Annotated in this window: 27 protein-coding genes and 1 tRNA gene; all 28 read right to left on the reverse strand. The window is 57.8% G+C overall.

Annotation, left to right across the window (positions count from 1 at the left end):
- Positions 1 to 5 precede the first annotated feature (5 nt).
- Positions 6 to 545, reverse strand: coding sequence for a 50S ribosomal protein L5 (rplE, locus tag ACO6VM_RS16610; RefSeq protein WP_003255474.1), 540 nt, complete (start codon positions 543 to 545; stop codon positions 6 to 8).
- A gap of 20 nt (positions 546 to 565) precedes the next feature.
- Positions 566 to 880: a 50S ribosomal protein L24 gene (gene rplX, locus ACO6VM_RS16615; RefSeq protein ID WP_023629180.1), complete on the reverse strand. Its 315-nt coding sequence runs from the start codon at positions 878 to 880 to the stop codon at positions 566 to 568.
- Between the two features lie 11 nt (positions 881 to 891).
- A complete protein-coding gene (gene rplN / locus ACO6VM_RS16620) occupies positions 892 to 1,260 on the reverse strand; it encodes a 50S ribosomal protein L14 (RefSeq protein ID WP_008089810.1) in 369 nt (122 codons plus the stop codon).
- Positions 1,261 to 1,283: 23 nt separating this feature from the next.
- The gene (gene rpsQ / locus ACO6VM_RS16625) at positions 1,284 to 1,550 is read right to left on the reverse strand and encodes a 30S ribosomal protein S17 (RefSeq protein ID WP_003255478.1); all 267 of its coding nucleotides are present in this window, start codon (positions 1,548 to 1,550) and stop codon (positions 1,284 to 1,286) included.
- 2 nt (positions 1,551 to 1,552) lie between these two features.
- Complete coding sequence (rpmC, locus tag ACO6VM_RS16630; protein ID WP_002555481.1) at positions 1,553 to 1,744, reverse strand: 50S ribosomal protein L29; 192 nt, start codon at positions 1,742 to 1,744, stop codon at positions 1,553 to 1,555.
- Positions 1,744 to 2,157, reverse strand: a complete 414-nt coding sequence (gene rplP / locus ACO6VM_RS16635; protein ID WP_009397508.1) for a 50S ribosomal protein L16 — start codon at positions 2,155 to 2,157, stop codon at positions 1,744 to 1,746. The genes rpmC and rplP overlap by 1 nt, the downstream gene beginning before the upstream one ends.
- Positions 2,158 to 2,169: 12 nt before the next feature.
- Positions 2,170 to 2,856 carry a 30S ribosomal protein S3 gene (gene rpsC / locus ACO6VM_RS16640; protein WP_011531889.1) on the reverse strand — a complete coding sequence of 229 codons (687 nt, stop codon included), beginning with the start codon at positions 2,854 to 2,856 and terminating at the stop codon, positions 2,170 to 2,172.
- A 13-nt stretch (positions 2,857 to 2,869) separates the two neighbouring features.
- Positions 2,870 to 3,202, reverse strand: coding sequence for a 50S ribosomal protein L22 (rplV, locus tag ACO6VM_RS16645; protein ID WP_003103908.1), 333 nt, complete (start codon positions 3,200 to 3,202; stop codon positions 2,870 to 2,872).
- Positions 3,203 to 3,213: 11 nt separating this feature from the next.
- Complete coding sequence (gene rpsS, locus ACO6VM_RS16650; protein WP_003255482.1) at positions 3,214 to 3,489, reverse strand: 30S ribosomal protein S19; 276 nt, start codon at positions 3,487 to 3,489, stop codon at positions 3,214 to 3,216.
- Between the two features lie 16 nt (positions 3,490 to 3,505).
- A complete protein-coding gene (gene rplB / locus ACO6VM_RS16655; RefSeq protein WP_003255483.1) occupies positions 3,506 to 4,330 on the reverse strand; it encodes a 50S ribosomal protein L2 in 825 nt (274 codons plus the stop codon).
- 14 nt (positions 4,331 to 4,344) lie between these two features.
- The gene (gene rplW, locus ACO6VM_RS16660; RefSeq protein ID WP_003255484.1) at positions 4,345 to 4,644 is read right to left on the reverse strand and encodes a 50S ribosomal protein L23; all 300 of its coding nucleotides are present in this window, start codon (positions 4,642 to 4,644) and stop codon (positions 4,345 to 4,347) included.
- Complete coding sequence (gene rplD, locus ACO6VM_RS16665; protein WP_003255485.1) at positions 4,641 to 5,243, reverse strand: 50S ribosomal protein L4; 603 nt, start codon at positions 5,241 to 5,243, stop codon at positions 4,641 to 4,643. The genes rplW and rplD overlap by 4 nt, the downstream gene beginning before the upstream one ends.
- A 12-nt stretch (positions 5,244 to 5,255) precedes the next feature.
- Positions 5,256 to 5,891, reverse strand: a complete 636-nt coding sequence (gene rplC, locus ACO6VM_RS16670; protein ID WP_011531887.1) for a 50S ribosomal protein L3 — start codon at positions 5,889 to 5,891, stop codon at positions 5,256 to 5,258.
- Positions 5,892 to 5,971: 80 nt separating this feature from the next.
- Entirely contained in the window at positions 5,972 to 6,283 is a 312-nt protein-coding gene (gene rpsJ / locus ACO6VM_RS16675) for a 30S ribosomal protein S10 (protein WP_003186070.1), read from the reverse strand.
- Positions 6,284 to 6,424: 141 nt separating this feature from the next.
- The gene (gene tuf, locus ACO6VM_RS16680) at positions 6,425 to 7,618 is read right to left on the reverse strand and encodes an elongation factor Tu (RefSeq protein ID WP_401057898.1); all 1,194 of its coding nucleotides are present in this window, start codon (positions 7,616 to 7,618) and stop codon (positions 6,425 to 6,427) included.
- Between the two features lie 27 nt (positions 7,619 to 7,645).
- On the reverse strand, positions 7,646 to 9,793 hold the full coding sequence (gene fusA, locus ACO6VM_RS16685; protein WP_401057903.1) for an elongation factor G: 2,148 nt from the start codon (positions 9,791 to 9,793) through the stop codon (positions 7,646 to 7,648).
- Positions 9,794 to 9,823: 30 nt separating this feature from the next.
- Positions 9,824 to 10,294 (reverse strand): 30S ribosomal protein S7, encoded by a 471-nt coding sequence (gene rpsG, locus ACO6VM_RS16690; protein WP_008089143.1) that lies wholly within the window; start codon positions 10,292 to 10,294, stop codon positions 9,824 to 9,826.
- Between the two features lie 106 nt (positions 10,295 to 10,400).
- Positions 10,401 to 10,772, reverse strand: a complete 372-nt coding sequence (rpsL, locus tag ACO6VM_RS16695; RefSeq protein ID WP_003255492.1) for a 30S ribosomal protein S12 — start codon at positions 10,770 to 10,772, stop codon at positions 10,401 to 10,403.
- 211 nt (positions 10,773 to 10,983) lie between these two features.
- Positions 10,984 to 15,183 carry a DNA-directed RNA polymerase subunit beta' gene (gene rpoC / locus ACO6VM_RS16700; protein ID WP_401057901.1) on the reverse strand — a complete coding sequence of 1,400 codons (4,200 nt, stop codon included), beginning with the start codon at positions 15,181 to 15,183 and terminating at the stop codon, positions 10,984 to 10,986.
- Positions 15,184 to 15,247: 64 nt separating this feature from the next.
- Positions 15,248 to 19,321, reverse strand: coding sequence for a DNA-directed RNA polymerase subunit beta (rpoB, locus tag ACO6VM_RS16705; RefSeq protein ID WP_390966507.1), 4,074 nt, complete (start codon positions 19,319 to 19,321; stop codon positions 15,248 to 15,250).
- Between the two features lie 218 nt (positions 19,322 to 19,539).
- The gene (gene rplL / locus ACO6VM_RS16710) at positions 19,540 to 19,905 is read right to left on the reverse strand and encodes a 50S ribosomal protein L7/L12 (RefSeq protein WP_003255496.1); all 366 of its coding nucleotides are present in this window, start codon (positions 19,903 to 19,905) and stop codon (positions 19,540 to 19,542) included.
- 77 nt (positions 19,906 to 19,982) lie between these two features.
- The gene (rplJ, locus tag ACO6VM_RS16715) at positions 19,983 to 20,483 is read right to left on the reverse strand and encodes a 50S ribosomal protein L10 (protein ID WP_110996444.1); all 501 of its coding nucleotides are present in this window, start codon (positions 20,481 to 20,483) and stop codon (positions 19,983 to 19,985) included.
- A gap of 199 nt (positions 20,484 to 20,682) precedes the next feature.
- Positions 20,683 to 21,378, reverse strand: a complete 696-nt coding sequence (rplA, locus tag ACO6VM_RS16720) for a 50S ribosomal protein L1 (RefSeq protein ID WP_125462380.1) — start codon at positions 21,376 to 21,378, stop codon at positions 20,683 to 20,685.
- Positions 21,378 to 21,809: a 50S ribosomal protein L11 gene (rplK, locus tag ACO6VM_RS16725; protein WP_003255500.1), complete on the reverse strand. Its 432-nt coding sequence runs from the start codon at positions 21,807 to 21,809 to the stop codon at positions 21,378 to 21,380. Before rplK ends, rplA begins: the two co-directional genes overlap by 1 nt.
- Before the next feature lie 119 nt (positions 21,810 to 21,928).
- Positions 21,929 to 22,462, reverse strand: coding sequence for a transcription termination/antitermination protein NusG (nusG, locus tag ACO6VM_RS16730; protein ID WP_110996446.1), 534 nt, complete (start codon positions 22,460 to 22,462; stop codon positions 21,929 to 21,931).
- A 9-nt stretch (positions 22,463 to 22,471) separates the two neighbouring features.
- Positions 22,472 to 22,840 carry a preprotein translocase subunit SecE gene (secE, locus tag ACO6VM_RS16735; RefSeq protein ID WP_125462379.1) on the reverse strand — a complete coding sequence of 123 codons (369 nt, stop codon included), beginning with the start codon at positions 22,838 to 22,840 and terminating at the stop codon, positions 22,472 to 22,474.
- A gap of 43 nt (positions 22,841 to 22,883) precedes the next feature.
- Positions 22,884 to 22,959, reverse strand: a tRNA-Trp gene (locus ACO6VM_RS16740).
- Positions 22,960 to 23,013: 54 nt separating this feature from the next.
- On the reverse strand, positions 23,014 to 24,114 hold a 1,101-nt coding region (gene tuf, locus ACO6VM_RS16745), incomplete at its 5' end, for an elongation factor Tu (protein WP_422403549.1).

Raw genomic sequence — 24,114 nt, forward strand, 5'->3', positions numbered from 1 at the left:
TCCAATCAGTTGCGGAACGGGAACTTGAAAGCACGCAGCAGAGCGCGGCCTTCGTCGTCCGAACGAGCAGTGGTGGTCAGGGTGATGTCCAAACCGCGCAGAGCATCGATCTTGTCGTAGTCGATTTCCGGGAAGATGATCTGCTCTTTCACGCCCATGCTGTAGTTGCCACGACCATCGAAGGACTTGGCATTCAGGCCGCGGAAGTCGCGAACCCGAGGCAGGGAGATCGCCAGCAGGCGGTCCAGGAATTCGTACATCTTGTCGCTACGCAGGGTCACCTTGACGCCGATCGGCCAGCCCTCACGGACTTTGAAGCCCGCGATGGATTTACGAGCGAAAGTCACGACCGGCTTTTGACCGGTGATCTTTTCCAGGTCAGCAACAGCGTGCTCGATGACTTTCTTGTCGCCGATCGCTTCGCCCAGACCCATGTTCAGGGTGATTTTGGTAACGCGAGGAACTTCCATCACGTTCGACAGCTTAAGTTCTTCCTTAAGCTTAGGAGCGATTTCGTTCCGGTAAATCTCTTTCAGTCGTGCCATGGTCTTCTACCTAGCAGTGTTCAAGCATCAACCGCTTTTTGGGTCGACTTGAAGACACGAATTTTCTTACCTTCTTCTACTTTGAAACCAACGCGGTCAGCTTTGTTGGTTTCGCTGTTGAAGATGGCAACGTTGGAAGCGTGCAGTGGCGCTTCTTTCTCGACGATACCGCCCTGGACGCCCGCCATCGGGTTAGGCTTGGTATGACGCTTGACCAGGTTGACACCACCGATGACCAGACGGTCATCAGCGAGAACCTTCAGCACCTTACCGCGCTTACCTTTGTCTTTGCCGGCGATCACGATGATCTCGTCGTCACGACGAATCTTTTGCATGTCGGATCTCCTTAGAGCACTTCAGGGGCGAGCGAGACGATCTTCATGAACTTCTCGGTACGAAGTTCACGGGTCACTGGCCCGAAGATGCGAGTGCCGATCGGCTCTTGCTTGGTGTTCAGCAGAACAGCAGCGTTGCCGTCGAAACGAATGATGGAACCGTCAGCGCGACGTACACCGTGACGGGTACGGACGACAACAGCAGTCATCACTTGGCCTTTTTTGACCTTACCGCGCGGAATTGCTTCCTTGACGGTTACCTTGATGATGTCACCGATGCCGGCGTAACGGCGGTGCGAACCGCCGAGCACCTTGATGCACATGACGCGACGAGCGCCGCTGTTATCGGCCACATCGAGCATGGATTGAGTCTGAATCATAAAATTTCTCCGACCCCTAGCCCTTAGACTTCAACAGCGCGTTCGAGGACTTCAACCAGTGCCCAGGACTTGGTCTTGGCCAGCGGACGGGTTTCGCGAATGGAAACCTTGTCGCCGATCTTGCACTGGTTGGCTTCGTCGTGCGCGTGCAGCTTAGTCGAACGCTTAACGTATTTACCGTAGATCGGGTGCTTTACGCGACGCTCGATCAGAACGGTGATGGTCTTGTCCATTTTGTCGCTGACGACACGGCCAGTCAGCGTACGGACGGTTTTTTCAGCTTCAGCCATGATCACTTACCTGCCTGCTGGTTGAGCACAGTTTTCACGCGAGCGATGTCACGCTTAACTTGCGAGAGCAGGTGCGACTGCCCCAACTGGCCAGTTGCTTTCTGCATGCGCAGATTGAACTGGTCGCGCAGCAAGCCGAGCAGTTGCTCATTCAGTTGCTGTGCGGATTTTTCACGAAGTTCATTCGCTTTCATCACATCACCGTCCGCTTAACAAAGGAGGTGGCGAGAGGCAGCTTTGCAGCGGCCAGGGCGAAAGCTTCGCGCGCCAGCTCTTCAGAAACACCCTCGATCTCGTACAGGACTTTGCCTGGCTGAATCTGGGCAACCCAGTATTCCACGGAACCCTTACCTTTACCCATCCGCACTTCGAGAGGCTTCTTGGTAACCGGCTTGTCCGGGAACACACGGATCCAGATCTTGCCGCCACGCTTAACGTGACGGGTCAGGGCACGACGTGCCGACTCGATCTGGCGAGCGGTGAGACGACCGCGGGCGACAGCTTTCAGAGCGAACTCGCCGAAGCTGACCTTGCTACCGCGCAGTGCCAGACCACGGTTGTGGCCAGTCATCTGCTTGCGGAATTTTGTACGCTTTGGTTGCAACATTTGGCGTACCCCTTACTTAGCAGCTTTTTTACGAGGCGCTGGTGCTTGAGGCTTCAGCTCTTCCTGGCGACCACCAATCACTTCGCCTTTGAAGATCCAAACCTTGACACCGATCACACCATAGGTGGTGTGAGCTTCGTAGGTGTTGTAGTCGATATCGGCACGCAGGGTGTGCAGGGGCACACGACCTTCGCGATACCACTCGGTACGTGCGATCTCGGCACCGCCGAGACGACCGCTCACCTGGATCTTGATGCCCTTGGCACCAATACGCATGGCGTTCTGTACGGCGCGCTTCATGGCGCGACGGAACATTACGCGGCGTTCCAGCTGCTGGGCTACGCTCTGAGCAACCAGCATAGCGTCGAGTTCCGGCTTGCGGATCTCTTCGATGTTGATGTGCACAGGCACACCCATCTGCTTGGTCAGGTCCTGACGCAGCTTCTCAACATCTTCACCTTTCTTGCCGATAACGATACCGGGACGAGCGGTGTGGATGGTGATGCGTGCAGTTTGAGCCGGACGATGAATATCGATACGGCTTACGGACGCGCTTTTTAGTTTGTCTTGGAGGTACTCACGAGTTTGCAGATCCTTCAGCAGGTAATCTGCGTAAGTCGCGCCGTCTGCGTACCAGACGGAGGTGTGCTCCTTGACGATTCCCAGGCGAATGCCAGTGGGATGTACTTTCTGACCCATCTGATCGACTCCGTTACTTGTCCGCAACCTTGACAGTGATATGGCAAGACCGCTTGACGATGCGATCAGCGCGGCCTTTGGCACGCGGCATGATGCGCTTCAGCGAACGCCCTTCGTTGACGAAGACGGTGGAGACCTTCAGGTCATCAACGTCTGCGCCTTCGTTGTGTTCGGCGTTGGCAACGGCCGACTCGAGGACTTTCTTCATGATTTCAGCGGCTTTTTTGCTGCTGAAGGCCAACAGGTTGAGCGCTTCGCCCACCTTCTTCCCGCGGATCTGGTCGGCGACCAAGCGGGCTTTCTGGGCGGAGATGCGAGCGCCCGACAACTTAGCGGCTACTTCCATTTCCTTACCCCTTAACGCTTGGCTTTCTTGTCAGCCACGTGCCCGCGATAGGTGCGGGTACCGGCGAACTCGCCCAGTTTGTGGCCGACCATGTCTTCGTTCACGAGAACTGGGACGTGTTGGCGACCGTTGTGTACCGCGATGGTCAGACCGACCATTTGTGGCAGGATCATCGAACGGCGCGACCAGGTTTTAACTGGCTTGCGATCGTTCTTCTCCACCGCCACTTCGACCTTCTTCAACAGGTGAAGATCGATAAAAGGACCTTTTTTCAGAGAACGTGGCACTGTCGTATCCCTCTAGTTACTTGCGACGACGGACGATCATGTTGTCGGTACGCTTATTACCACGGGTTTTAGCACCCTTGGTTGGGAAGCCCCATGGCGATACCGGATGACGACCACCGGAGGTACGACCTTCACCACCACCATGCGGGTGGTCAACCGGGTTCATGGCAACACCACGAACGGTTGGGCGAACGCCGCGCCAGCGTTTGGCACCAGCTTTACCCAGCGAACGCAGGCTGTGCTCGGAGTTCGAGACTTCGCCCAGGGTCGCACGGCACTCAGCCAGGACTTTACGCATTTCACCAGAGCGCAGACGCAGGGTCACGTAGACACCTTCGCGAGCGATCAGCTGAGCCGAAGCACCAGCGGAACGAGCGATCTGAGCACCCTTACCCGGCTTCAGTTCGATGCCGTGAATGGTGCTACCTACTGGGATGTTGCGCAGCTGCAGGGAGTTACCGGCCTTGATTGGGGCCAGGGCACCTGCGATCAGCTGGTCGCCAGCGCTCACGCCTTTAGGGGCGATGATGTAGCGACGCTCACCGTCTGCGTAGCACAGCAGGGCGATGTGAGCAGTACGGTTCGGGTCGTATTCGATACGCTCGACGGTGGCTGGAATGCCATCCTTGTCGTTGCGACGGAAGTCGACCAGACGGTAATGCTGCTTATGACCACCACCCACGTGACGCGTGGTGATGCGGCCATTGTTGTTACGACCACCAGACTTCGATTTTTTCTCGATCAGCGGTGCGTGAGGAGCGCCTTTGTGCAGCTCCTTGTTGACCACCTTGACCACAAAACGGCGGCCAGGGGAAGTCGGTTTGCATTTAACGATTGCCATGATGCACCCCTTCCTTACTCAGCACTGCTGCTGAAATCGAGATCTTGGCCTGGCTGAAGGGAGACGATCGCCTTCTTCCAGTCATTACGCTTGCCCAGACCACGTGCGGTACGCTTGGTTTTACCCAGAACGTTAACAGTCGACACGTTTTCAACTTTTACGTTGAACAGGCCTTCGACAGCTTTCTTGATTTCCAGCTTGGTTGCATCGGTAGCAACCTTGAATACGAACTGGCCTTTCTTCTCAGCCAGAACGGTAGCCTTCTCGGAAACGTGCGGGCCAAGGAGGACTTTGAATACGCGTTCCTGGTTCATCCCAGCAGCTCCTCGAATTTCTTCACGGCCGAAACGGTGATCAACACCTTCTCGTATGCGATCAGACTGACCGGGTCGGAACCTTGAACGTCACGTACATCGACGTGCGGCAGGTTGCGAGCAGCCAGGTACAGGTTCTGATCAACAGCGTCCGAAACGATCAGAACATCGCTCAGACCCATGCCGTTCAGCTTGTTCAGCAGGTCTTTGGTTTTCGGAGCTTCAACAGCGAAGTCCTGAACCACGACCAGACGGTCGCTACGCACCAGCTCAGCGAGGATGGAGCGCAGAGCTGCGCGATACATCTTCTTGTTGAGCTTCTGCGAGTGATCCTGAGGACGAGCTGCGAAGGTTACACCACCGCCACGCCAGATCGGACCACGGGTAGTACCGGCACGAGCACGGCCAGTACCTTTCTGACGCCATGGGCGCTTACCGCCACCGGCCACGTCAGAACGGGTCTTCTGCTGCTTGGTGCCCTGACGGCCGCCGGCCATGTAGGCCACGACTGCTTGGTGTACCAGCGTCTCGTTGAATTCGCCACCGAAAGTCAGTTCGGAAACTTCGATCGCCTGAGCGTCATTTACATTAAGTTGCATGTCAGTTTCCCCTTACCCGCGAGCCTTGACAGCTGGACGCACAACCACGTCGCCGCCAGTAGCGCCTGGAACGGCACCCTTGATCAGCAGCAGGTTGCGTTCAGCGTCTACGCGTACTACTTCCAGGGACTGCACAGTCACGCGCTCAGCGCCCATGTGACCGGACATTTTCTTGCCCTTGAATACACGACCAGGAGTCTGGCACTGGCCGATGGAGCCAGGGACACGGTGCGATACGGAGTTACCGTGGGTGTTATCTTGACCACGGAAATTCCAACGCTTGATGGTACCGGCGAAGCCTTTACCTTTGGACTGACCGGTTACGTCTACCAGCTGGCCTGCAGTGAAGAGTTCAGCTTTGATCAGATCGCCAGCCTGGAAATCGCCTTCTTCAAGACGGAACTCCCAGACACCGCGACCAGCGGCAACGTTGGCCTTGGCAAAGTGGCCAGCCTGAGCGGCGGTCACACGCGAAGCACGACGCTCGCCGACAGTGACTTGCACTGCACGGTAGCCATCAGTTTCTTCGGTTTTGAACTGGGTGACGCGATTCGGCTCGATCTCAATGACCGTGACCGGAATGGAGACACCTTCTTCGGTGAAAATACGGGTCATACCCGCTTTTCGACCGACTACACCAATAGTCATGTTGTAAACCTCATGAGTGTACGGGGCTTTCACCCGCTATGGCCGCCCATTTCAGAGCGTTACACGACCAGACCGAAGTCTTAGCCGAGGCTGATCTGTACTTCCACACCGGCCGCCAGATCAAGCTTCATCAGCGCGTCAACGGTTTTATCCGTTGGCTGGACGATGTCCAGAACACGCTTATGAGTGCGAATCTCGTACTGGTCACGCGCGTCTTTGTTGACGTGCGGGGAGACCAGAACGGTGAAACGCTCTTTGCGGGTAGGCAGTGGAATTGGACCACGCACTTGTGCACCAGTACGTTTCGCGGTTTCCACGATTTCCTGGGTGGATTGGTCGATCAGGCGATGGTCGAAAGCCTTCAACCTGATACGGATTTGCTGATTTTGCATTGGATTTCAGACTCCAGGCTGTTCCCAACGGACGCACTACGCCCGCTAAAAGGAGGCGTGATTCTATAGACGCCCCAATTTAGTGTCAACCCAATAAAAAAAGCCCCCGCTGAGCGGGGGCTTTTTCAATCGGTCGAGTGATTACTCGATGATTTTGGCTACGACGCCGGCGCCGACGGTACGACCGCCTTCACGGATGGCGAAGCGCAGACCGTCTTCCATTGCGATGGTCTTGATCAGGGTGACTTCCATCTGGATGTTGTCACCTGGCATTACCATCTCAACGCCTTCTGGCAGCTGGCAGTTACCGGTTACGTCAGTAGTACGGAAGTAGAACTGAGGACGGTAGCCTTTGAAGAACGGAGTGTGACGACCGCCTTCTTCCTTCGACAGAACGTAGACTTCTGCGGTGAACTTGGTGTGCGGCTTGACCGAACCTGGCTTGACCAGAACCTGGCCACGCTCAACGTCGTCACGCTTGGTACCACGCAGCAGGACGCCGCAGTTCTCGCCAGCACGACCTTCGTCCAGCAGCTTGCGGAACATCTCAACGCCGGTGCAGGTGGTGGTGGTGGTGTCACGCAGACCAACGATTTCCAGAGGATCCTGGACCTTGACGATACCGCGCTCGATACGGCCGGTAACAACGGTACCGCGACCGGAGATCGAGAACACGTCTTCGATTGGCATCAGGAACGGCTTGTCGATAGCGCGCTCTGGCTCTGGGATGTAGCTGTCCAGAGTTTCAACCAGCTTCTTGACGGCAGTGGTGCCCATCTCGTTGTCGTCTTTGCCTTCCAGGGCCATACGAGCCGAACCGATGATGATCGGGGTGTCGTCGCCTGGGAAGTCGTAGGTGGACAGCAGGTCGCGAACTTCCATCTCGACCAGTTCCAGCAGCTCAGCGTCGTCTACCAGGTCAGCCTTGTTCAGGAAGACCACGATGTACGGAACGCCAACCTGACGGGACAGCAGGATGTGCTCACGGGTTTGTGGCATCGGACCATCGGCGGCCGAGCAAACCAGGATCGCGCCGTCCATCTGGGCAGCACCGGTGATCATGTTCTTCACGTAGTCAGCGTGACCTGGGCAGTCAACGTGAGCGTAGTGACGAATGTTCGAGTTGTACTCGACGTGCGCGGTGTTGATGGTGATACCGCGAGCTTTTTCTTCCGGAGCCGAGTCGATCTTGTCGAACTCAACGACGGCCGAACCGAAAACTTCGGAGCAGACGCGGGTCAGAGCTGCGGTCAGAGTGGTCTTACCGTGGTCAACGTGGCCGATAGTGCCGACGTTAACGTGGGGAAGGGAACGATCAAATTTTTCTTTAGCCACGACAGTGAACCTCTTGCCTAAAGGGGATTAGCCTTGTTTTTTAACGAGTGCTTCGACGATGTTCGACGGAGCTTCGGCGTATTTGGAGAATTCCATGGAGTAGCTTGCGCGACCCTGAGACATGGAACGAACGTCGGTCGCGTAACCGAACATCTCTCCGAGCGGCACCTCAGCAGTGATTACCTTGCCGGACACCGAGTCTTCATTACCCTGGATCATCCCACGACGACGGCTCAGGTCACCCATCACGTCACCCAGGTAGTCTTCCGGGGTTACAACTTCGACCTTCATGATCGGCTCGAGGACCACGCCGCCGCCTTTCTGGGCCAGTTGCTTGGTTGCCATCGAAGCAGCGATTTTGAACGCCATTTCGTTAGAGTCGACGTCGTGGTACGAACCGTCGAATACCGTAGCCTTCAGGCCGATCAGCGGATAGCCGGCGACAACGCCGTTCTTCATCTGCTCTTCGATACCCTTCTGGATCGGGGCGATGAATTCCTTAGGAATCACACCACCAACGACTTCGTTGGAGAACACCAGACCTTCGGTGATGTTGCCCTTGTCGTCCTGATCTGGCTCCGAGAAACGGATCCAGCAGTGACCGAACTGACCACGACCACCCGACTGACGAACGAACTTGCCTTCGATCTCGACGTTGGACTTGGTGATCTTCTCGCGGTACGAAACCTGCGGCTTGCCGACGTTGGCTTCGACGTTGAACTCGCGCTTCATGCGGTCAACGAGGATGTCCAGGTGCAGCTCACCCATACCGGAGATGATGGTCTGACCGGTTTCTTCATCGGTCTTGACGCGGAACGATGGGTCTTCCTGGGCCAGCTTGCCCAGTGCAATACCCATCTTCTCCTGATCCTGCTTGGTTTTCGGCTCTACGGAGAGCGAAATCACAGGCTCTGGGAAGTCCATACGCTCGAGGATGATCGGCTTGTCGGCGTTGCACAGGGTGTCACCGGTGGTGACGTCCTTCATGCCGATCAGCGCAGCGATGTCGCCCGCACGTACTTCTTTGATCTCTTCACGCTGGTTGGCGTGCATCTGCACCATACGACCAACGCGCTCTTTCTTGCCCTTGACCGAGTTGATCACGGAGTCGCCCGAGCTCAGGAAGCCCGAGTAGACGCGCACGAAAGTCAGAGTACCCACGAACGGGTCAGTAGCAATCTTGAACGCCAGAGCCGAGAACGGCTCGTTGTCGTCGGCATGACGCGCGTCGAAGTCGGCGTCAACCAGCTCTTCCTTCGGCTTCTCGATCAGGTCAGGGTGGATACCCTTGATCGGAGGAATTTCGGTAGGAGCAGGCAGGAAGTCGATGACGGCGTCGAGAACCAGGGGAACGCCCTTGTTCTTGAACGACGAACCGCAGACAGCCGGAACGATCTCGCTGGCCAGGGTGCGCGCACGCAGGCCTGCCTTGATCTCTTCGACGGTCAGCTCACCTTCTTCAAGGTACTTGTTCATCAGCTCTTCGTTGGCTTCGGCAGCAGCTTCCACCATGTTCGCGCGCCATTCTTCGGCCAGCTCGAGCATGTCCGCAGGAATTTCTTCCTCGCGGTAGGTGGTGCCTTTGTCGTCGTCGTTCCAGTAGATAGCCTTCATCTTGATCAGGTCGACCTGACCCTGGAAGTTATCTTCCGAACCAATGGCCAGCTGAACCGGAACCGGGGTGTGACCCAGACGGTTCTTGATCTGACCAACAACGCGCAGGAAGTTAGCACCGGCACGGTCCATCTTGTTCACGTAGACAACACGTGGAACGCCGTATTTGTTGGCTTGACGCCATACGGTTTCGGACTGCGGCTCAACGCCGGAGGTACCGCAGAACACAACGACCGCGCCGTCGAGTACGCGCAGCGAACGCTCTACTTCAATGGTGAAGTCAACGTGGCCGGGGGTATCGATGACGTTTACGCGGTAGTTTTCGTACTGACCACGGGAACCCTGCCAGAAGGTGGTAACGGCAGCGGAGGTAATGGTGATACCGCGCTCCTGCTCCTGCACCATCCAGTCGGTGGTCGCGGCGCCATCATGCACCTCGCCCATCTTGTGGCTCAGACCTGTGTAGAACAGGATCCGCTCGGTAGTGGTGGTCTTGCCCGCGTCAACGTGGGCACAGATACCAATGTTACGGTAGCGGTTAATTGCTGTAGTACGAGCCATAAAGCCCTCGCAAAATGATTGATGCTTGAATTAGAAGCGGTAGTGCGAGAACGCTTTGTTGGCTTCAGCCATACGGTGAACGTCTTCACGCTTCTTGACTGCAGCACCTTTGCCTTCGGCAGCATCCAGCAGTTCGCCGGCCAGACGCAGAGCCATCGACTTCTCGCCGCGCTTGCGGGCGTAGTCTACGAGCCAGCGCATTGCCAGAGCGTTACGACGGGATGGACGAACTTCAACCGGGACCTGGTAAGTGGCACCGCCGACACGACGGGACTTTACTTCGACCAGCGGAGCGATGGCGTCGAGAGCTTTCTCGAAGATTTCCAGGGGGTCGCTGTTCTTGCGCTCTTTGACCTTGTCCAGTGCACCGTAAACGATGCGCTCGGCCACGGCCTTTTTGCCGCTTTCCATCACGTGGTTCATGAACTTGGCGAGGATTTGGGATCCGTATTTAGGATCGTCCAGAATCTCACGTTTTGCTGCTACACGACGTCTTGGCATGATAAGCCCTCAAACGGTCTTCAGGTTAGCCCGGGACGTGGGTCTTCGACCCCTGCCCGACCTTACTCTTATCGACTCAAAAAAATGGATATGTGCAAACGGCCGATTACTTCGGACGCTTGGTACCGTACTTCGAACGACCCTGGTTACGGCCTTTAACGCCCGAAGTATCCAGAGAGCCGCGAACGGTGTGGTAACGAACACCTGGCAAGTCTTTTACACGGCCGCCACGGATCAGGACGACGCTGTGCTCTTGCAGGTTGTGGCCTTCACCGCCGATGTACGAGGAAACCTCGAAACCGTTGGTCAGACGCACACGGCAAACTTTACGCAGTGCCGAGTTAGGTTTTTTCGGCGTGGTGGTGTACACGCGGGTGCACACGCCACGACGTTGCGGGCAGTTCTGCAGCGCAGGAACGTCGGACTTCTCGACCGAACGCTTACGCGGCTGACGTACCAGCTGGTTGATAGTTGCCATCTACTAGCTCCACTGATTGTCTTGCGACTCTATTGTCTTGCAAGAAAGCCAAAAATTGGCGAGACGGAGCCTCACCAAATTTAAGGGTACAAAAGTCTACGGAGGATCTTGCACCCAGTCAAGACGAGGCCCCGGCCCTCCCCGCCCGATCATCGGCAACATTTCATGTCATCGATGCTCGCGCGGGGCTTGCCGGGGCCCTGCCCTGTACTTAGTTACCGCTGGAGTTCAGCGCTTCGGTCAGTGCGGCTTCCACCTCACTGGCGCTCACACGCAGCGGCTTGTCGGCTTCACGGCGACGCTTGCGCTCGCTGTGATAGGCCAGACCGGTACCGGCCGGGATCAGACGACCCACGACCACGTTCTCTTTCAGGCCGCGCAGGTAGTCGCGCTTGCCGGTAACGGCCGCTTCGGTCAGTACGCGGGTGGTTTCCTGGAAGGAAGCCGCGGAGATGAACGACTCGGTCGACAGCGAGGCCTTGGTGATACCCAGCAGCACGCGGGTGAACTTCGAGATGAACTTGTCTTCGCCGGCGAGACGCTCGTTCTCGACCAGCACATGAGTCAGTTCCATCTGGTCGCCCTTGATGAAGCTGGAGTCACCCGACTCGGCGATCTCGACCTTGCGCAGCATCTGACGCAGGATGGTCTCGATGTGCTTGTCGTTGATCTTAACGCCTTGCAGACGGTAAACGTCCTGGATCTCGTTGACGATGTACTTCGCCAGCGCGCTCACACCCAGCAGACGCAGGATGTCGTGCGGATCGCTCGGGCCGTCGGAGATAACTTCGCCGCGGTTTACCTGTTCGCCTTCGAAGACGTTCAGGTGGCGCCACTTCGGAATCAGCTCTTCGTACGGATCGCTGCCATCGGTCGGGGTGATGACCAGACGGCGCTTGCCCTTGGTCTCTTTACCGAAGGCGATGGTGCCGCTGACTTCAGCCAGAATCGAGGCTTCTTTCGGACGACGCGCCTCGAACAGGTCGGCAACGCGTGGCAGACCACCGGTGATGTCACGGGTCTTCGAAGTTTCTTGCGGGATACGCGCAATAACGTCACCGACGCCGATCTGAGCACCGTCAGCCACACCGACGAGGGCGTTGGCTGGCAGGAAGTACTGAGCAGGTACGTCGGTACCCGGCAGGTACAGATCCTTGCCATTGGCATCGACCATCTTGATGGCCGGACGGATTTCCTTGCCAGCGGCAGGGCGATCCTTGACGTCCAGGACTTCAATGTTGGTCAGACCGGTCAGTTCGTCGGTCTGGCGCTTGATGGTGATGTTTTCTTCCATGCCCACGAAGGTCACGGTACCTTTCAGCTCGGTAACGATCGGGTGGGTGTGCGGGTCCCACTTGGCGACGATGGCGCCAGCTTCGACCTTGTCACCTTCCTTGACCGAAATCACCGCACCGTAAGGCAGCTTGTAGCGCTCACGCTCACGACCGAACTCGTCGGCAATGGCCAGCTCGCCGGAACGCGATACGGCAACCAGGTTGCCATCGGCGCGCTCGACCTGCTTCAGGTTGTGCAGACGCACCATACCGCCGTTCTTCACCTGGACGCTGTCGGCAGCCGAAGTACGGCTTGCAGCACCACCGATGTGGAACGTACGCATGGTCAGCTGGGTACCCGGCTCACCGATCGACTGTGCAGCGATAACGCCGACAGCTTCACCGATGTTCACCTGGTGACCGCGAGCCAGGTCGCGACCGTAGCACTTGGCGCAGATGCCGTAGCGGGTTTCGCAGCTGATCGGCGAACGCACGATCACTTCGTCGATGCTGTTCAGCTCGATGAACTCGACCCACTGCTCGTCGACCAGGGTGCCGGCAGGAACGATGACGTCCTCGGTACCTGGCTTGAACACGTCACGGGCGATGACACGACCCAGTACGCGCTCACCCAGCGGCTCGACAACGTCGCCGCCTTCGATGTGCGGGGTCATCAGCAGGCCCTGTTCGGTGCCGCAATCGATCTCGGTCACGACCAAGTCTTGCGCCACGTCTACCAGACGACGGGTCAGGTAACCGGAGTTAGCAGTCTTCAAGGCGGTATCCGCCAGACCCTTACGAGCACCGTGAGTCGAGATGAAGTACTGAAGTACGCTCAGACCTTCACGGAAGTTCGCGGTGATCGGCGTCTCGATGATCGAGCCGTCCGGCTTGGCCATCAGGCCACGCATACCGGCCAGCTGACGGATCTGGGCCGCGGAACCACGGGCACCGGAGTCAGCCATCATGTACATCGAGTTGAAGGACTCTTGCTCGACTTCCTTGCCTTCGCGGTCGATGACCTTCTCTTTCGAGAGGTTGGCCATCATCGCCTTGGACACTTCGTCGTTCGCCTTCGACCACAAGTCGATGACCTTGTTGTACTTCTCGCCCTGGGTTACCAGGCCGGAGGCGTACTGGCTCTCGATTTCCTTCACTTCATCGGTAGCGCTGTTGATGATGCGCGCTTTCTCATCAGGGATGACAAAGTCGTTCACACCAATGGACACGCCAGAGATGGTGGAGTAGGCGAAACCGGTGTACATCAGCTGGTCAGCGAAGATGACGGTCTCTTTCAGACCAACCACGCGGTAGCACTGGTTGATCAGTTTGGAGATCGCCTTTTTCTTCATCGGCTGGTTGACCACGTCGTACGGCAGACCTGCCGGTACAACCTGGAACAGCAGCGCACGGCCGACGGTGGTGTCGACGATGCGGGTGTTCTTGGTAACGCTGCCATCACGGTCTTTCACGGTTTCGTTGATACGAACCTTGATTTTCGCGTGCAGGGCAGCTTCGCCGGCGCGGAATACGCGGTCGACTTCCTGCAGGTCGGCAAATACGCGACCTTCGCCCTTGGCGTTGATGGCTTCACGGGTCATGTAGTACAGACCCAGTACAACGTCCTGCGACGGAACGATGATTGGCTCACCGTTGGCTGGCGACAGAATGTTGTTGGTCGACATCATCAGCGCGCGCGCTTCGAGCTGGGCTTCCAGCGTCAGCGGCACGTGAACGGCCATCTGGTCACCGTCGAAGTCGGCGTTGTACGCGGCACAGACCAGCGGGTGCAGCTGAATAGCCTTACCTTCGATCAGTACCGGTTCAAAGGCCTGGATACCCAGACGGTGAAGGGTCGGTGCACGGTTGAGCAGTACGGGGTGTTCGCGAATCACTTCGGCGAGAACGTCCCACACCTCTGGCAGCTCGCGCTCGACCATCTTCTTGGCGGCCTTGATGGTGGTCGCCAGACCACGCATTTCCAGCTTGCCGAAAATGAACGGCTTGAACAGCTCGAGGGCCATCTTCTTCGGCAGACCGCACTGGTGCAGGCGCAGGGTCGGGCCTACGGTAATTACCGAACGACCGGAGTAGTCCACGCGCTTACCGAGCAAGTTCTGACGGAAGCGACCTTGCTTACCTTTGATCATGTCGGCCAGCGACTTCAGCGGACGCTTGTTCGAGCCAGTGATGGCGCGACCGCGACGGCCGTTGTCGAGCAGGGCGTCGACCGCTTCCTGCAGCATGCGCTTTTCGTTGCGCACGATGATGTCCGGCGCCGACAGATCGAGCAGGCGCTTCAGACGGTTGTTACGGTTGATCACCCGACGATACAGGTCGTTCAGGTCGGAGGTCGCGAAGCGGCCGCCATCCAGCGGTACCAGCGGACGCAGGTCCGGCGGCAGGACTGGCAGGACGGTCAGGACCATCCACTCAGGCAGGTTGCCCGAGCCCTGGAAAGCTTCCATCAGCTTCAGGCGCTTGGACAGCTTCTTGATCTTGGTTTCCGAGTTGGTTTGCGGAATTTCTTCGCGCAGGCGGCCAATCTCGTGCTCCAGGTCGATAGCGTGCAGCAGCTCGCGGACAGCCTCGGCACCCATGCGGGCGTCGAAATCGTCACCGAACTCTTCCAGCGCCTCGAAGTACTGTTCGTCGTTGAGCAGCTGACCCTTCTCGAGGGTGGTCATGCCCGGGTCGATCACGACGTAGCTCTCGAAGTAGAGCACGCGTTCGATGTCACGCAGGGTCATGTCCATCAGCAGGCCGATACGGGACGGCAGCGACTTCAGGAACCAGATGTGGGCAACCGGCGAGGCCAGCTCGATGTGCGCCATGCGCTCACGACGAACCTTGGCCAGGGCGACTTCAACGCCGCACTTCTCGCAGATCACACCGCGGTGCTTCAGGCGCTTGTACTTGCCGCACAGGCACTCGTAGTCCTTGACTGGGCCAAAGATCTTGGCGCAGAACAGGCCGTCACGCTCAGGTTTGAACGTACGGTAGTTGATGGTCTCGGGCTTTTTGACTTCACCGAACGACCACGAACGGATCATTTCAGGCGACGCCAGACCGATACGGATGGCGTCGAACTCTTCGACTTGACCCTGGTTTTTCAGCAAATTCAGTAGGTCTTTCAAGGCCTTTCCTCCTGGCGGAGCAGGGAGTGGGCAGCAGCTGCCGCACTCCCCTTCGCGTCACGTGTTATTCGGTTTCCAGATCGATGTCGATACCGAGCGAACGGATCTCTTTGATCAACACGTTGAAGGACTCGGGCATGCCCGGCTCCATACGGTGATCGCCATCCACGATGTTCTTGTACATCTTGGTACGGCCGTTCACGTCGTCCGACTTCACTGTGAGCATTTCTTGCAGGGTGTATGCCGCGCCGTATGCTTCCAGCGCCCACACTTCCATCTCCCCGAAACGCTGACCACCGAACTGCGCCTTACCACCCAGCGGCTGCTGGGTAACCAGGCTGTAAGAACCAGTGGAACGCGCGTGCATCTTGTCGTCCACCAAGTGGTTCAGCTTGAGCATGTACATGTAACCGACGGTCACAGAACGCTCGAACTTGTTGCCGGTACGGCCATCGAACAGCACCATCTGGCCGCTTTCTGGCAGGTCTGCCAGTTTCAGCATGGCCTTGATCTCGCTCTCCTTGGCACCGTCGAAGACTGGAGTGGCCATTGGCACGCCCTTCTTCAAGTTGTGCGCCAGGGCGAGGATCTCTTCGTCGGTGAACTCGTCCAGGTTCTCCTGACGACCACCGATCTCGTTGTAGATCTCGGTGAGGAAACCACGCAGCTCAGCGGCCTTGCGCTGCTCTTCGATCATGCGATCGATCTTCTCGCCCAGGCCTTTGGCCGCGAGGCCCAGGTGGGTTTCAAGGATCTGACCGACGTTCATACGCGAAGGTACGCCCAGCGGGTTCAGTACGACGTCGACCGGCGTACCGTTGGCGTCGTGCGGCATGTCTTCGACCGGCATGATCACCGAGACCACACCTTTGTTACCGTGACGACCGGCCATCTTGTCGCCCGGCTGGATGCGACGACGGATTGCCAGGTAGACCTTGACGATCTTCAGTACGCCCGGAGCCAGGTCATCGCCCTGCTGCAGCTTGCGCTTCTTGTCTTCGAACTTGTCGTCCAGCAGACGGCGGCGGTCGACGATGTACTGCTGAGCCTTTTCCAGCTGCTCGTTCAGTGCATCTTCGGCCATGCGCAGTTTGAACCACTGGCCGTGCTCCAGACCGTTCAGTACGTCGTCAGTGATCACGGTGCCTTTCTTCAGGCCCGCACCACCGTCAACCACCTGGCCGTTCAGCGCGGAACGCAGACGCTCGAAGGTTGCGCCTTCGACGATGCGGAACTCTTCGTTCAGGTCCTTGCGGATCTCGTCCAGCTGCATCTTCTCGATGGACAGGGCGCGGCTGTCGCGCTCAACGCCATCACGGGTGAAGACCTGGACGTCGATGACGGTACCCTTGGTGCCGGTCGGCACGCGCAGGGAGGTGTCTTTGACGTCGCTGGCCTTCTCACCGAAGATCGCACGCAGCAGTTTTTCTTCTGGCGTCAGCTGGGTCTCGCCTTTCGGAGTGACCTTGCCGACCAGGATGTCGCCAGCGCCGACTTCGGCACCTACGTAGACGATACCGGCTTCGTCCAGCTTGTTCAGCGCAGCTTCACCCACGTTCGGGATGTCCGCGGTGATTTCCTCTGGGCCAAGCTTGGTGTCACGGGCCACACAGGTCAGTTCCTGGATGTGGATCGTGGTGAAGCGGTCTTCCTGAACCACGCGCTCCGACAGACAGATGGAGTCTTCGAAGTTGAAACCGTTCCAGGCCATGAACGCGATGCGCATGTTCTGACCCAGCGCCAGTTCACCCATGTCGGTGGACGGGCCGTCGGCCATGATGTCGTTGCGCTTGACCACGTCACCCTTGCTCACCAGCGGACGCTGGTTGATGCAGGTGTTCTGGTTGGAACGGGTGTATTTGGTCAGGTTGTAGATGTCGACACCGGCTTCACCGGTTTCTACTTCGTCATCGGCAACACGTACCACGATGCGGCTGGCATCGACGGAGTCGATCACGCCGCCACGACGGGCCACGACGCAGACGCCGGAGTCACGGGCAACGTTGCGCTCCATGCCGGTACCGACCAGCGGCTTGTCGGCGCGCAGAGTAGGTACAGCCTGACGCTGCATGTTCGAACCCATCAACGCACGGTTGGCGTCGTCGTGCTCGAGGAACGGAATCAGCGACGCAGCAACCGAAACTACCTGCTTCGGCGAAACGTCCATCAGGGTGACGTCTTCCGGCGCCTTGACGGTGAATTCGTTCAGGTGACGAACAGCTACCAGCTCGTCGATCAGCTGCTTCTTCTCGTTCATTGCGGCCGAAGCCTGGGCAATGACGTGATCGGCTTCTTCGATCGCGGACAGGAACACGATGTCGTCGCTGACCACACCCTCTTTCACCACGCGGTACGGGCTTTCCAGGAAGCCGTACTGGTTGGTGCGGGCGTAGGCCGCCAGGGAGTTGATCAGACCGATGTTCGGGCCTTCCGGCGTTTCGATCGGGCACACACGGCCGTAGTGGGTCGGGTGTACGTCACGGACTTCGAAGCCGGCGCGCTCACGGGTCAGACCGCCAGGGCCGAGTGCAGAGACACGGCGCTTGTGGGTGATCTCGGAGAGCGGGTTGTTCTGGTCCATGAACTGCGAGAGCTGGCTGGAACCGAAGAACTCTTTCACCGCCGCCGCAACCGGCTTGGCGTTGATCAGGTCTTGCGGCATCAGGCCTTCGCTTTCAGCCATCGACAGACGCTCTTTGACCGCACGCTCTACGCGCACCAGGCCAACGCGGAACTGGTTCTCGGCCATCTCGCCGACGCAACGGACGCGACGGTTACCCAGGTGGTCGATGTCGTCGACGATGCCTTTGCCGTTACGGATGTCGACCAGGGTCTTGAGAACCTCGACGATATCTTCCTTGCTCAGCACGCCCGAACCTTCGATCTCGGTACGACCGATACGACGGTTGAACTTCATGCGGCCAACGGCGGACAGGTCGTAACGCTCGGCGCTGAAGAACAGGTTGTTGAACAGGGTCTCGGCGGCGTCCTTGGTTGGCGGCTCGCCTGGGCGCATCATGCGGTAGATCTCGACCAGCGCTTCCAGTTGGTTGCTGGTGGTGTCGATCTTCAGGGTGTCCGAAATGAACGGACCGCAGTCGATGTCGTTCGTGTACAGCGTCTCGATGCGAACGACCTGAGCCTTGGCGACCTTGACCAGCAGGTCGGTGGTCAGCTCGGTGTTGCACTCGGCCAGGATCTCGCCGGTAGCGGGGTGCACGATCGCCTTGGCGGTGGTACGGCCCAGCATGTACTCCAGCGGCACGTCCAGCTGTTTCACGCCAGCCTTTTCCAGCTGGTTGATGTGGCGCGCAGTGATACGACGACCCTGCTCGACGATGACCTTGCCGGACTCGTCATGGATGTCCATGACCGCGACTTCACCACGCAGACGCTGAGGTACCAGTTCCAGGCTCAGTTTTTCGCCGGAAACGTGGAACACGTTGGTGGTGTAGAAGGTGTTCAGAACCTCTTCGGTGCTGTAACCCAGGGCGCGCAGCAGTACCGAGGCCGGCAGTTTGCGGCGACGGTCGATACGGACGAACACGCAGTCCTTCGGGTCGAACTCGAAGTCCAGCCACGAACCGCGGTAAGGGATAATGCGTGCGGAGTACAGCAGCTTGCCCGAGCTGTGGGTCTTGCCACGGTCGTGGTCGAAGAACACACCCGGCGAACGGTGCAGCTGGGACACGATCACACGCTCGGTACCGTTGATAACGAAGGTACCGTTCTCAGTCATCAGGGGGATTTCACCCATGTAGACTTCTTGCTCTTTGATGTCCTTGATCGCTTTGTTCGACGATTCCTTGTCGAAGATGATCAGGCGCACCTTCACCCGCAGCGGGACCGCGAAGGTCACACCGCGCAGGACACATTCCTTCACATCGAAGGCCGGCTCACCCAGGCGGTAGCCGACGTACTCCAGGGCAGCATTGCCGGAGTAGCTGATGATCGGGAATACCGATTTGAAGGCCGCATGCAGGCCGATGTCGCGGAACTGGTCCTTGGATGCTCCTGCCTGCAGGAATTCGCGATACGAATCCAGCTGGATTGCCAGGAGGTAAGGCACGTCCATGACGTCCGGCAACTTGCTAAAGTCCTTGCGGATACGTTTTTTCTCAGTGTATGAGTAAGCCATCAGCATTCCCCAGCTTGGTCACCTGCTTGTTTGGCATCTCCCGGCGGGAGCAGCCAGAAAATCGTGCAAACCCTTTGGTTTGCGCCACCCTCATGGTGGTTACCGCTCGTTATCGGGGCCGACCTGATCGGCCACCAATAACGGAAAAAGGCCGGTGGCATAAGCCACCAGCCATCAGCCCTTCGCTTAACGCTCGGGCTGGCATCGCACAGTCGAAATTACTTCAGCTCGACTTTGGCGCCTGCTTCTTCCAGCTTCTTCTTAGCGTCTTCAGCGGCTTCTTTCGAAACGCCTTCAGCTACAACCTGAGGAGCGCCATCGACTTTCTCTTTGGCTTCTTTCAGGCCCAGACCGGTCAGCTCGCGAACGGCTTTAATGACGTTCACTTTCTTGTCGCCGGCTTCAACCAGAACAACGTTGAACTCGGTCTGCTCTTCAACAACGGCAGCAGCAGCAGCTGGGCCAGCAGCGGCAACAGCAGCGGTAACGCCGAAGGTTTCTTCCATTGCTTTGATCAGCTCAACAACTTCCAGAACGGTTTTCTGGCCGATTGCTTCGATGATTTGCTCGTTAGTCAGGGACATGACTTAAATCCTGTATTGGGGTGACAGCCTAAGCAGCTATCAAATTAAACGTATGATTCGAAAGAGTTTCGCGCGCCTTAGGCGGCGGTTGCTTCTTTCTGGTCGCGAATAGCTGCCAGGGTGCGGGCCAGCTTGCTGGTAGCGCCTTGGATCACGCTCATCAGCTTCGCGATGGCCTCGTCGCGGGTCGGCAGGGTAGCCAACACGTCGATCTGGTTCGCTGCAATGAACTTGCCGTCAAACGCAGCTGCCTTGATCTCGAACTTGCTCTGACCCTTGGCGAACTCTTTGAACAGACGGGCAGCAGCGCCCGGGTGTTCGTTGGAGAAAGCGATCAGGGTAGGGCCAGTGAAGGCGTCGTTGAGGACACTGAATTCAGTGTCAGCAACAGCGCGCTTGAGCAGGGTGTTACGTACGACACGTACGTATACGCCAGCTTCACGAGCCTCTTTACGGAGTCCGGTCATTGCGCCTACAGTCACACCACGGGCATCAGCCACGACAGCGGACAGAGCGACTTTGGCAGCCTCGTTGACTTCAGCGACGATGGCCTTCTTGTCTTCGAGTTTAATTGCCACGGGTAAAACTCCTGCTTGTTACCGTTTCATCTGGCCGAAGCCGGATGTCGTTTTGGTGTCTGATTCGGTAAGGAACCGGGAGCACCATCTGCGTAGGCTGGTTGTTTAAGGCTTGCGCCGCCTACGGTCTTGGATAGCCCCCGCCAGGCAGGGACCCCAATTTTTGCTGTTGGCGGGCATGACACCCGCCAACATTGTCTTACACGCTCAGCGAGCTCTGATCGATGATCAGACCTGGGCCCATGGTGGTGCTCAGGGTAACGCGCTTGACGTAAATACCTTTCGAGGAAGCTGGCTTGATACGCTTCAGATCAGCGATCAGGGCTTCAACGTTTTCCTTCAGCTTGCCAGCTTCGAAGCCGACTTTGCCAACGGAGGTGTGGATGATACCGTTTTTGTCGGTGCGGTAGCGAACCTGACCAGCCTTGGCGTTTTTCACGGCAGTGGCTACGTCTGGCGAAACGGTACCGACTTTCGGGTTAGGCATCAGGCCGCGAGGACCCAGAACCTGACCCAGCTGGCCCACAACGCGCATGGCATCAGGCGATGCGATAACGACGTCGTAGTTCAGGTCGCCGGCTTTCATTTCGGCAGCCAGGTCGTCCATACCTACACGGTCAGCGCCGGCAGCCAGAGCGGCCTCAGCAGCTGGACCCTGGGTGAAGACGGCAACGCGTACGGTCTTGCCAGTGCCGTGTGGCAGCACGGTAGCGCTACGTACGACCTGGTCGGATTTACGCGGGTCAACACCGAGGTTTACGGCGATGTCGTACGACTCGACGAATTTGGCGTTCGGCAGCGAAGCCAGCAGAGCTGCGGCTTCTTCGAAGTTGTAGGCCTTGCCTGCTTCGATTTTCTCGGCGATTGCCTTTTGGCGCTTGGTCAGCTTAGCCATTACACACCCTCCACGTTCAGGCCCATGCTGCGGGCAGAGCCAGCGATGGTGCGTACAGCAGCGTCCAGGTCAGCAGCGGTCAGATCAGCCTGTTTAGCCTTGGCGATATCTTCCAGCTGAGCGCGGGTCACGGTACCGACTTTGACGGTGTTCGGGCGAGCCGAACCGCTGGTCAGGCCAGCAGCTTTCTTCAGCAGAACCGAGGCAGGGGTGCTCTTGGTTTCGAAGGTGAAGCTACGGTCACTGTAAACAGTGATGATCACAGGAGTCGGCAGGCCGGCTTCTTGACCCTGAGTACGGGCGTTGAAGGCCTTGCAGAATTCCATGATGTTCACACCGTGTTGACCCAGTGCTGGACCAACGGGTGGGCTAGGGTTGGCCTGGCCGGCCTTTACTTGCAGCTTGATGTAAGCCTGAATCTTCTTAGCCATGAGCTACTCCAATATCGGGTACGAACGCCAGATGGCTCCCCGGATGACTTGCGTTTTATCCCAGTGACGACAAAACCCCGCAGCACATAGGGCTGCGGGGTATGGGATGCTTCGTTCGGCTAGACCTTCTCGACCTGGCTGAACTCGAGCTCCACCGGAGTAGAGCGACCGAAAATGAGCACTGCAACCTGCAGACGGCTCTTTTCGTAGTTAACCTCTTCGACACTGCCATTGAAGTCGGCGAACGGCCCGTCAATGACGCGAACCACTTCACCCGGCTCGAACAGCGTCTTCGGCTTCGGCTTATCACTGCCGTCGGCTACGCGACGCAGGATGGCTTCAGCCTCTTTATCAGTGATCGGCGCAGGCTTGTCTGCGGTACCACCAATGAAACCCATGACGCGAGGGGTATCCTTGACAAGGTGCCAAGTCCCTTCGTTCATCTCCATCTGGACCAATACATAGCCAGGGAAGAATTTGCGCTCACTCTTGCGCTTCTGGCCGTTGCGCATCTCGACGACTTCTTCGGTCGGGACCAGGATCTCGCCGAACTCGTCTTCCATGCCAGCCAGCTTGACGCGCTCTACCAGGGAGCGCATCACATGCTTCTCGTAACCCGAGTAAGCATGCACTACGTACCAACGCTTAGCCACGGGACACCCTTAGCCAACAATCAAGGAGACCGCCCAGCCGAGCAGGGAGTCTAGACCCCACAGCAGCAGTGCCATAACCAGAACAACAGCCACTACGATGAGCGTGGTCTGAGTGGTTTCTTGGCGGGTCGGCCACACGACTTTACGGATCTCGGTACGAGCTTCCTTCGCCAACGCAAAAAACGACTTACCCTTCGCAGTCTGCAGGGCAACAAAGCCAGCAGCCGCAGCCAGAGCAAGAAGTGCGAGAACGCGATACAGGATCGGGGATGCCGAGTAATACTGATTACCCACGACAGCAACAACCACCAAAGCCACTACAGCCAGCCACTTGAACAGATCAAAACGCGATTCTTGGGCTTCAGTTTTGGGGGTCATCGAGGAGGATCCTGTAAGAAGAAAGCCATCACACCGAGGTGAATGGCAGGTCAGGAGGGAATCGAACCCCCAACCTACGGTTTTGGAGACCGTCGCTCTGCCAATTGAGCTACTGACCTGTAACGCTGTATCAGGCCGGCCATTATACCGGCCTGATCAAGTAAATCAACTACTTATTCGATAATTTTTGCTACGACGCCGGCGCCGACGGTACGACCGCCTTCACGGATGGCGAAGCGCAGACCGTCTTCCATTGCGATGGTCTTGATCAGGGTGACTTCCATCTGGATGTTGTCACCTGGCATTACCATCTCAACGCCTTCTGGCAGCTGGCAGTTACCGGTTACGTCAGTAGTACGGAAGTAGAACTGAGGACGGTAGCCTTTGAAGAACGGAGTGTGACGACCGCCTTCTTCCTTCGACAGAACGTAGACTTCTGCGGTGAACTTGGTGTGCGGCTTGACCGAACCTGGCTTGACCAGAACCTGGCCACGCTCAACGTCGTCACGCTTGGTACCACGCAGCAGGACGCCGCAGTTCTCGCCAGCACGACCTTCGTCCAGCAGCTTGCGGAACATCTCAACGCCGGTGCAGGTGGTGGTGGTGGTGTCACGCAGACCAACGATTTCCAGAGGATCCTGGACCTTGACGATACCGCGCTCGATACGGCCGGTAACAACGGTACCGCGACCGGAGATCGAGAACACGTCTTCGATTGGCATCAGGAACGGCTTGTCGATAGCGCGCTCTGGCTCTGGGATGTAGCTGTCCAGAGTTTCAACCAGCTTCTTGACGGCAGTGGTGCCCATCTCGTTGTCGTCTTTGCCTTCCAGGGCCATACGAGCCGAACCGATGATGATCGGGGTGTCGTCGCCTGGGAAGTCGTAGGTGGACAGCAGGTCGCGAACTTCCATCTCGACCAGTTCCAGCAGCTCAGCGTCGTCTACCAGGTCAGCCTTGTTCAGGAAGACCACGATGTACGGAACGCCAACCTGACGGGACAGCAGGATGTGCTCACGGGTTTGTGGCATCGGACCATCGGCGGCCGAGCAAACCAGGATCGCGCCGTCCATCTGGGCAGCACCGGTGATCATGTTCTTCACGTAGTCAGCGTGACCTGGGCAGTCAACGTGAGCGTAGTGACGAATGTTCGAGTTGTACTCGACGTGCGCGGTGTTGATGGTGATACCGCGAGCTTTTTCTTCCGGAGCCGAGTCGATCTTGTCGAACTCAACGACGGCCGAACCGAAAACTTCGGAGCAGACGCGGGTCAG

The organism is Pseudomonas sp. GZD-209 (genome assembly GCF_049310485.1).
Taxonomy (GTDB): domain Bacteria; phylum Pseudomonadota; class Gammaproteobacteria; order Pseudomonadales; family Pseudomonadaceae; genus Aquipseudomonas; species Aquipseudomonas sichuanensis.

Excerpts from the sequence above, each read along its gene's own strand:
- rplE (WP_003255474.1), bottom strand. The coding sequence starts at position 545 with ATGGCACGACTGAAAGAGATTTACCGGAACGAAATCGCTCCTAAGCTT.
- rplX (WP_023629180.1), bottom strand. The coding sequence starts at position 880 with ATGCAAAAGATTCGTCGTGACGACGAGATCATCGTGATCGCCGGCAAA.
- rplN (WP_008089810.1), bottom strand. The coding sequence starts at position 1,260 with ATGATTCAGACTCAATCCATGCTCGATGTGGCCGATAACAGCGGCGCT.
- rpsQ (WP_003255478.1), bottom strand. The coding sequence starts at position 1,550 with ATGGCTGAAGCTGAAAAAACCGTCCGTACGCTGACTGGCCGTGTCGTC.
- rpmC (WP_002555481.1), bottom strand. The coding sequence starts at position 1,744 with ATGAAAGCGAATGAACTTCGTGAAAAATCCGCACAGCAACTGAATGAG.
- rplP (WP_009397508.1), bottom strand. The coding sequence starts at position 2,157 with ATGTTGCAACCAAAGCGTACAAAATTCCGCAAGCAGATGACTGGCCAC.
- rpsC (WP_011531889.1), bottom strand. The coding sequence starts at position 2,856 with ATGGGTCAGAAAGTACATCCCACTGGCATTCGCCTGGGAATCGTCAAG.
- rplV (WP_003103908.1), bottom strand. The coding sequence starts at position 3,202 with ATGGAAGTAGCCGCTAAGTTGTCGGGCGCTCGCATCTCCGCCCAGAAA.
- rplB (WP_003255483.1), bottom strand. The coding sequence starts at position 4,330 with ATGGCAATCGTTAAATGCAAACCGACTTCCCCTGGCCGCCGTTTTGTG.
- rplW (WP_003255484.1), bottom strand. The coding sequence starts at position 4,644 with ATGAACCAGGAACGCGTATTCAAAGTCCTCCTTGGCCCGCACGTTTCC.
- rplD (WP_003255485.1), bottom strand. The coding sequence starts at position 5,243 with ATGCAACTTAATGTAAATGACGCTCAGGCGATCGAAGTTTCCGAACTG.
- rplC (WP_011531887.1), bottom strand. The coding sequence starts at position 5,891 with ATGACTATTGGTGTAGTCGGTCGAAAAGCGGGTATGACCCGTATTTTC.
- rpsJ (WP_003186070.1), bottom strand. The coding sequence starts at position 6,283 with ATGCAAAATCAGCAAATCCGTATCAGGTTGAAGGCTTTCGACCATCGC.
- fusA (WP_401057903.1), bottom strand. The coding sequence starts at position 9,793 with ATGGCTCGTACTACAGCAATTAACCGCTACCGTAACATTGGTATCTGT.
- rpsG (WP_008089143.1), bottom strand. The coding sequence starts at position 10,294 with ATGCCAAGACGTCGTGTAGCAGCAAAACGTGAGATTCTGGACGATCCT.
- rpsL (WP_003255492.1), bottom strand. The coding sequence starts at position 10,772 with ATGGCAACTATCAACCAGCTGGTACGTCAGCCGCGTAAGCGTTCGGTC.
- rpoB (WP_390966507.1), bottom strand. The coding sequence starts at position 19,321 with ATGGCTTACTCATACACTGAGAAAAAACGTATCCGCAAGGACTTTAGC.
- rplL (WP_003255496.1), bottom strand. The coding sequence starts at position 19,905 with ATGTCCCTGACTAACGAGCAAATCATCGAAGCAATCGGCCAGAAAACC.
- rplA (WP_125462380.1), bottom strand. The coding sequence starts at position 21,378 with ATGGCTAAGCTGACCAAGCGCCAAAAGGCAATCGCCGAGAAAATCGAA.
- rplK (WP_003255500.1), bottom strand. The coding sequence starts at position 21,809 with ATGGCTAAGAAGATTCAGGCTTACATCAAGCTGCAAGTAAAGGCCGGC.
- secE (WP_125462379.1), bottom strand. The coding sequence starts at position 22,840 with ATGACCCCCAAAACTGAAGCCCAAGAATCGCGTTTTGATCTGTTCAAG.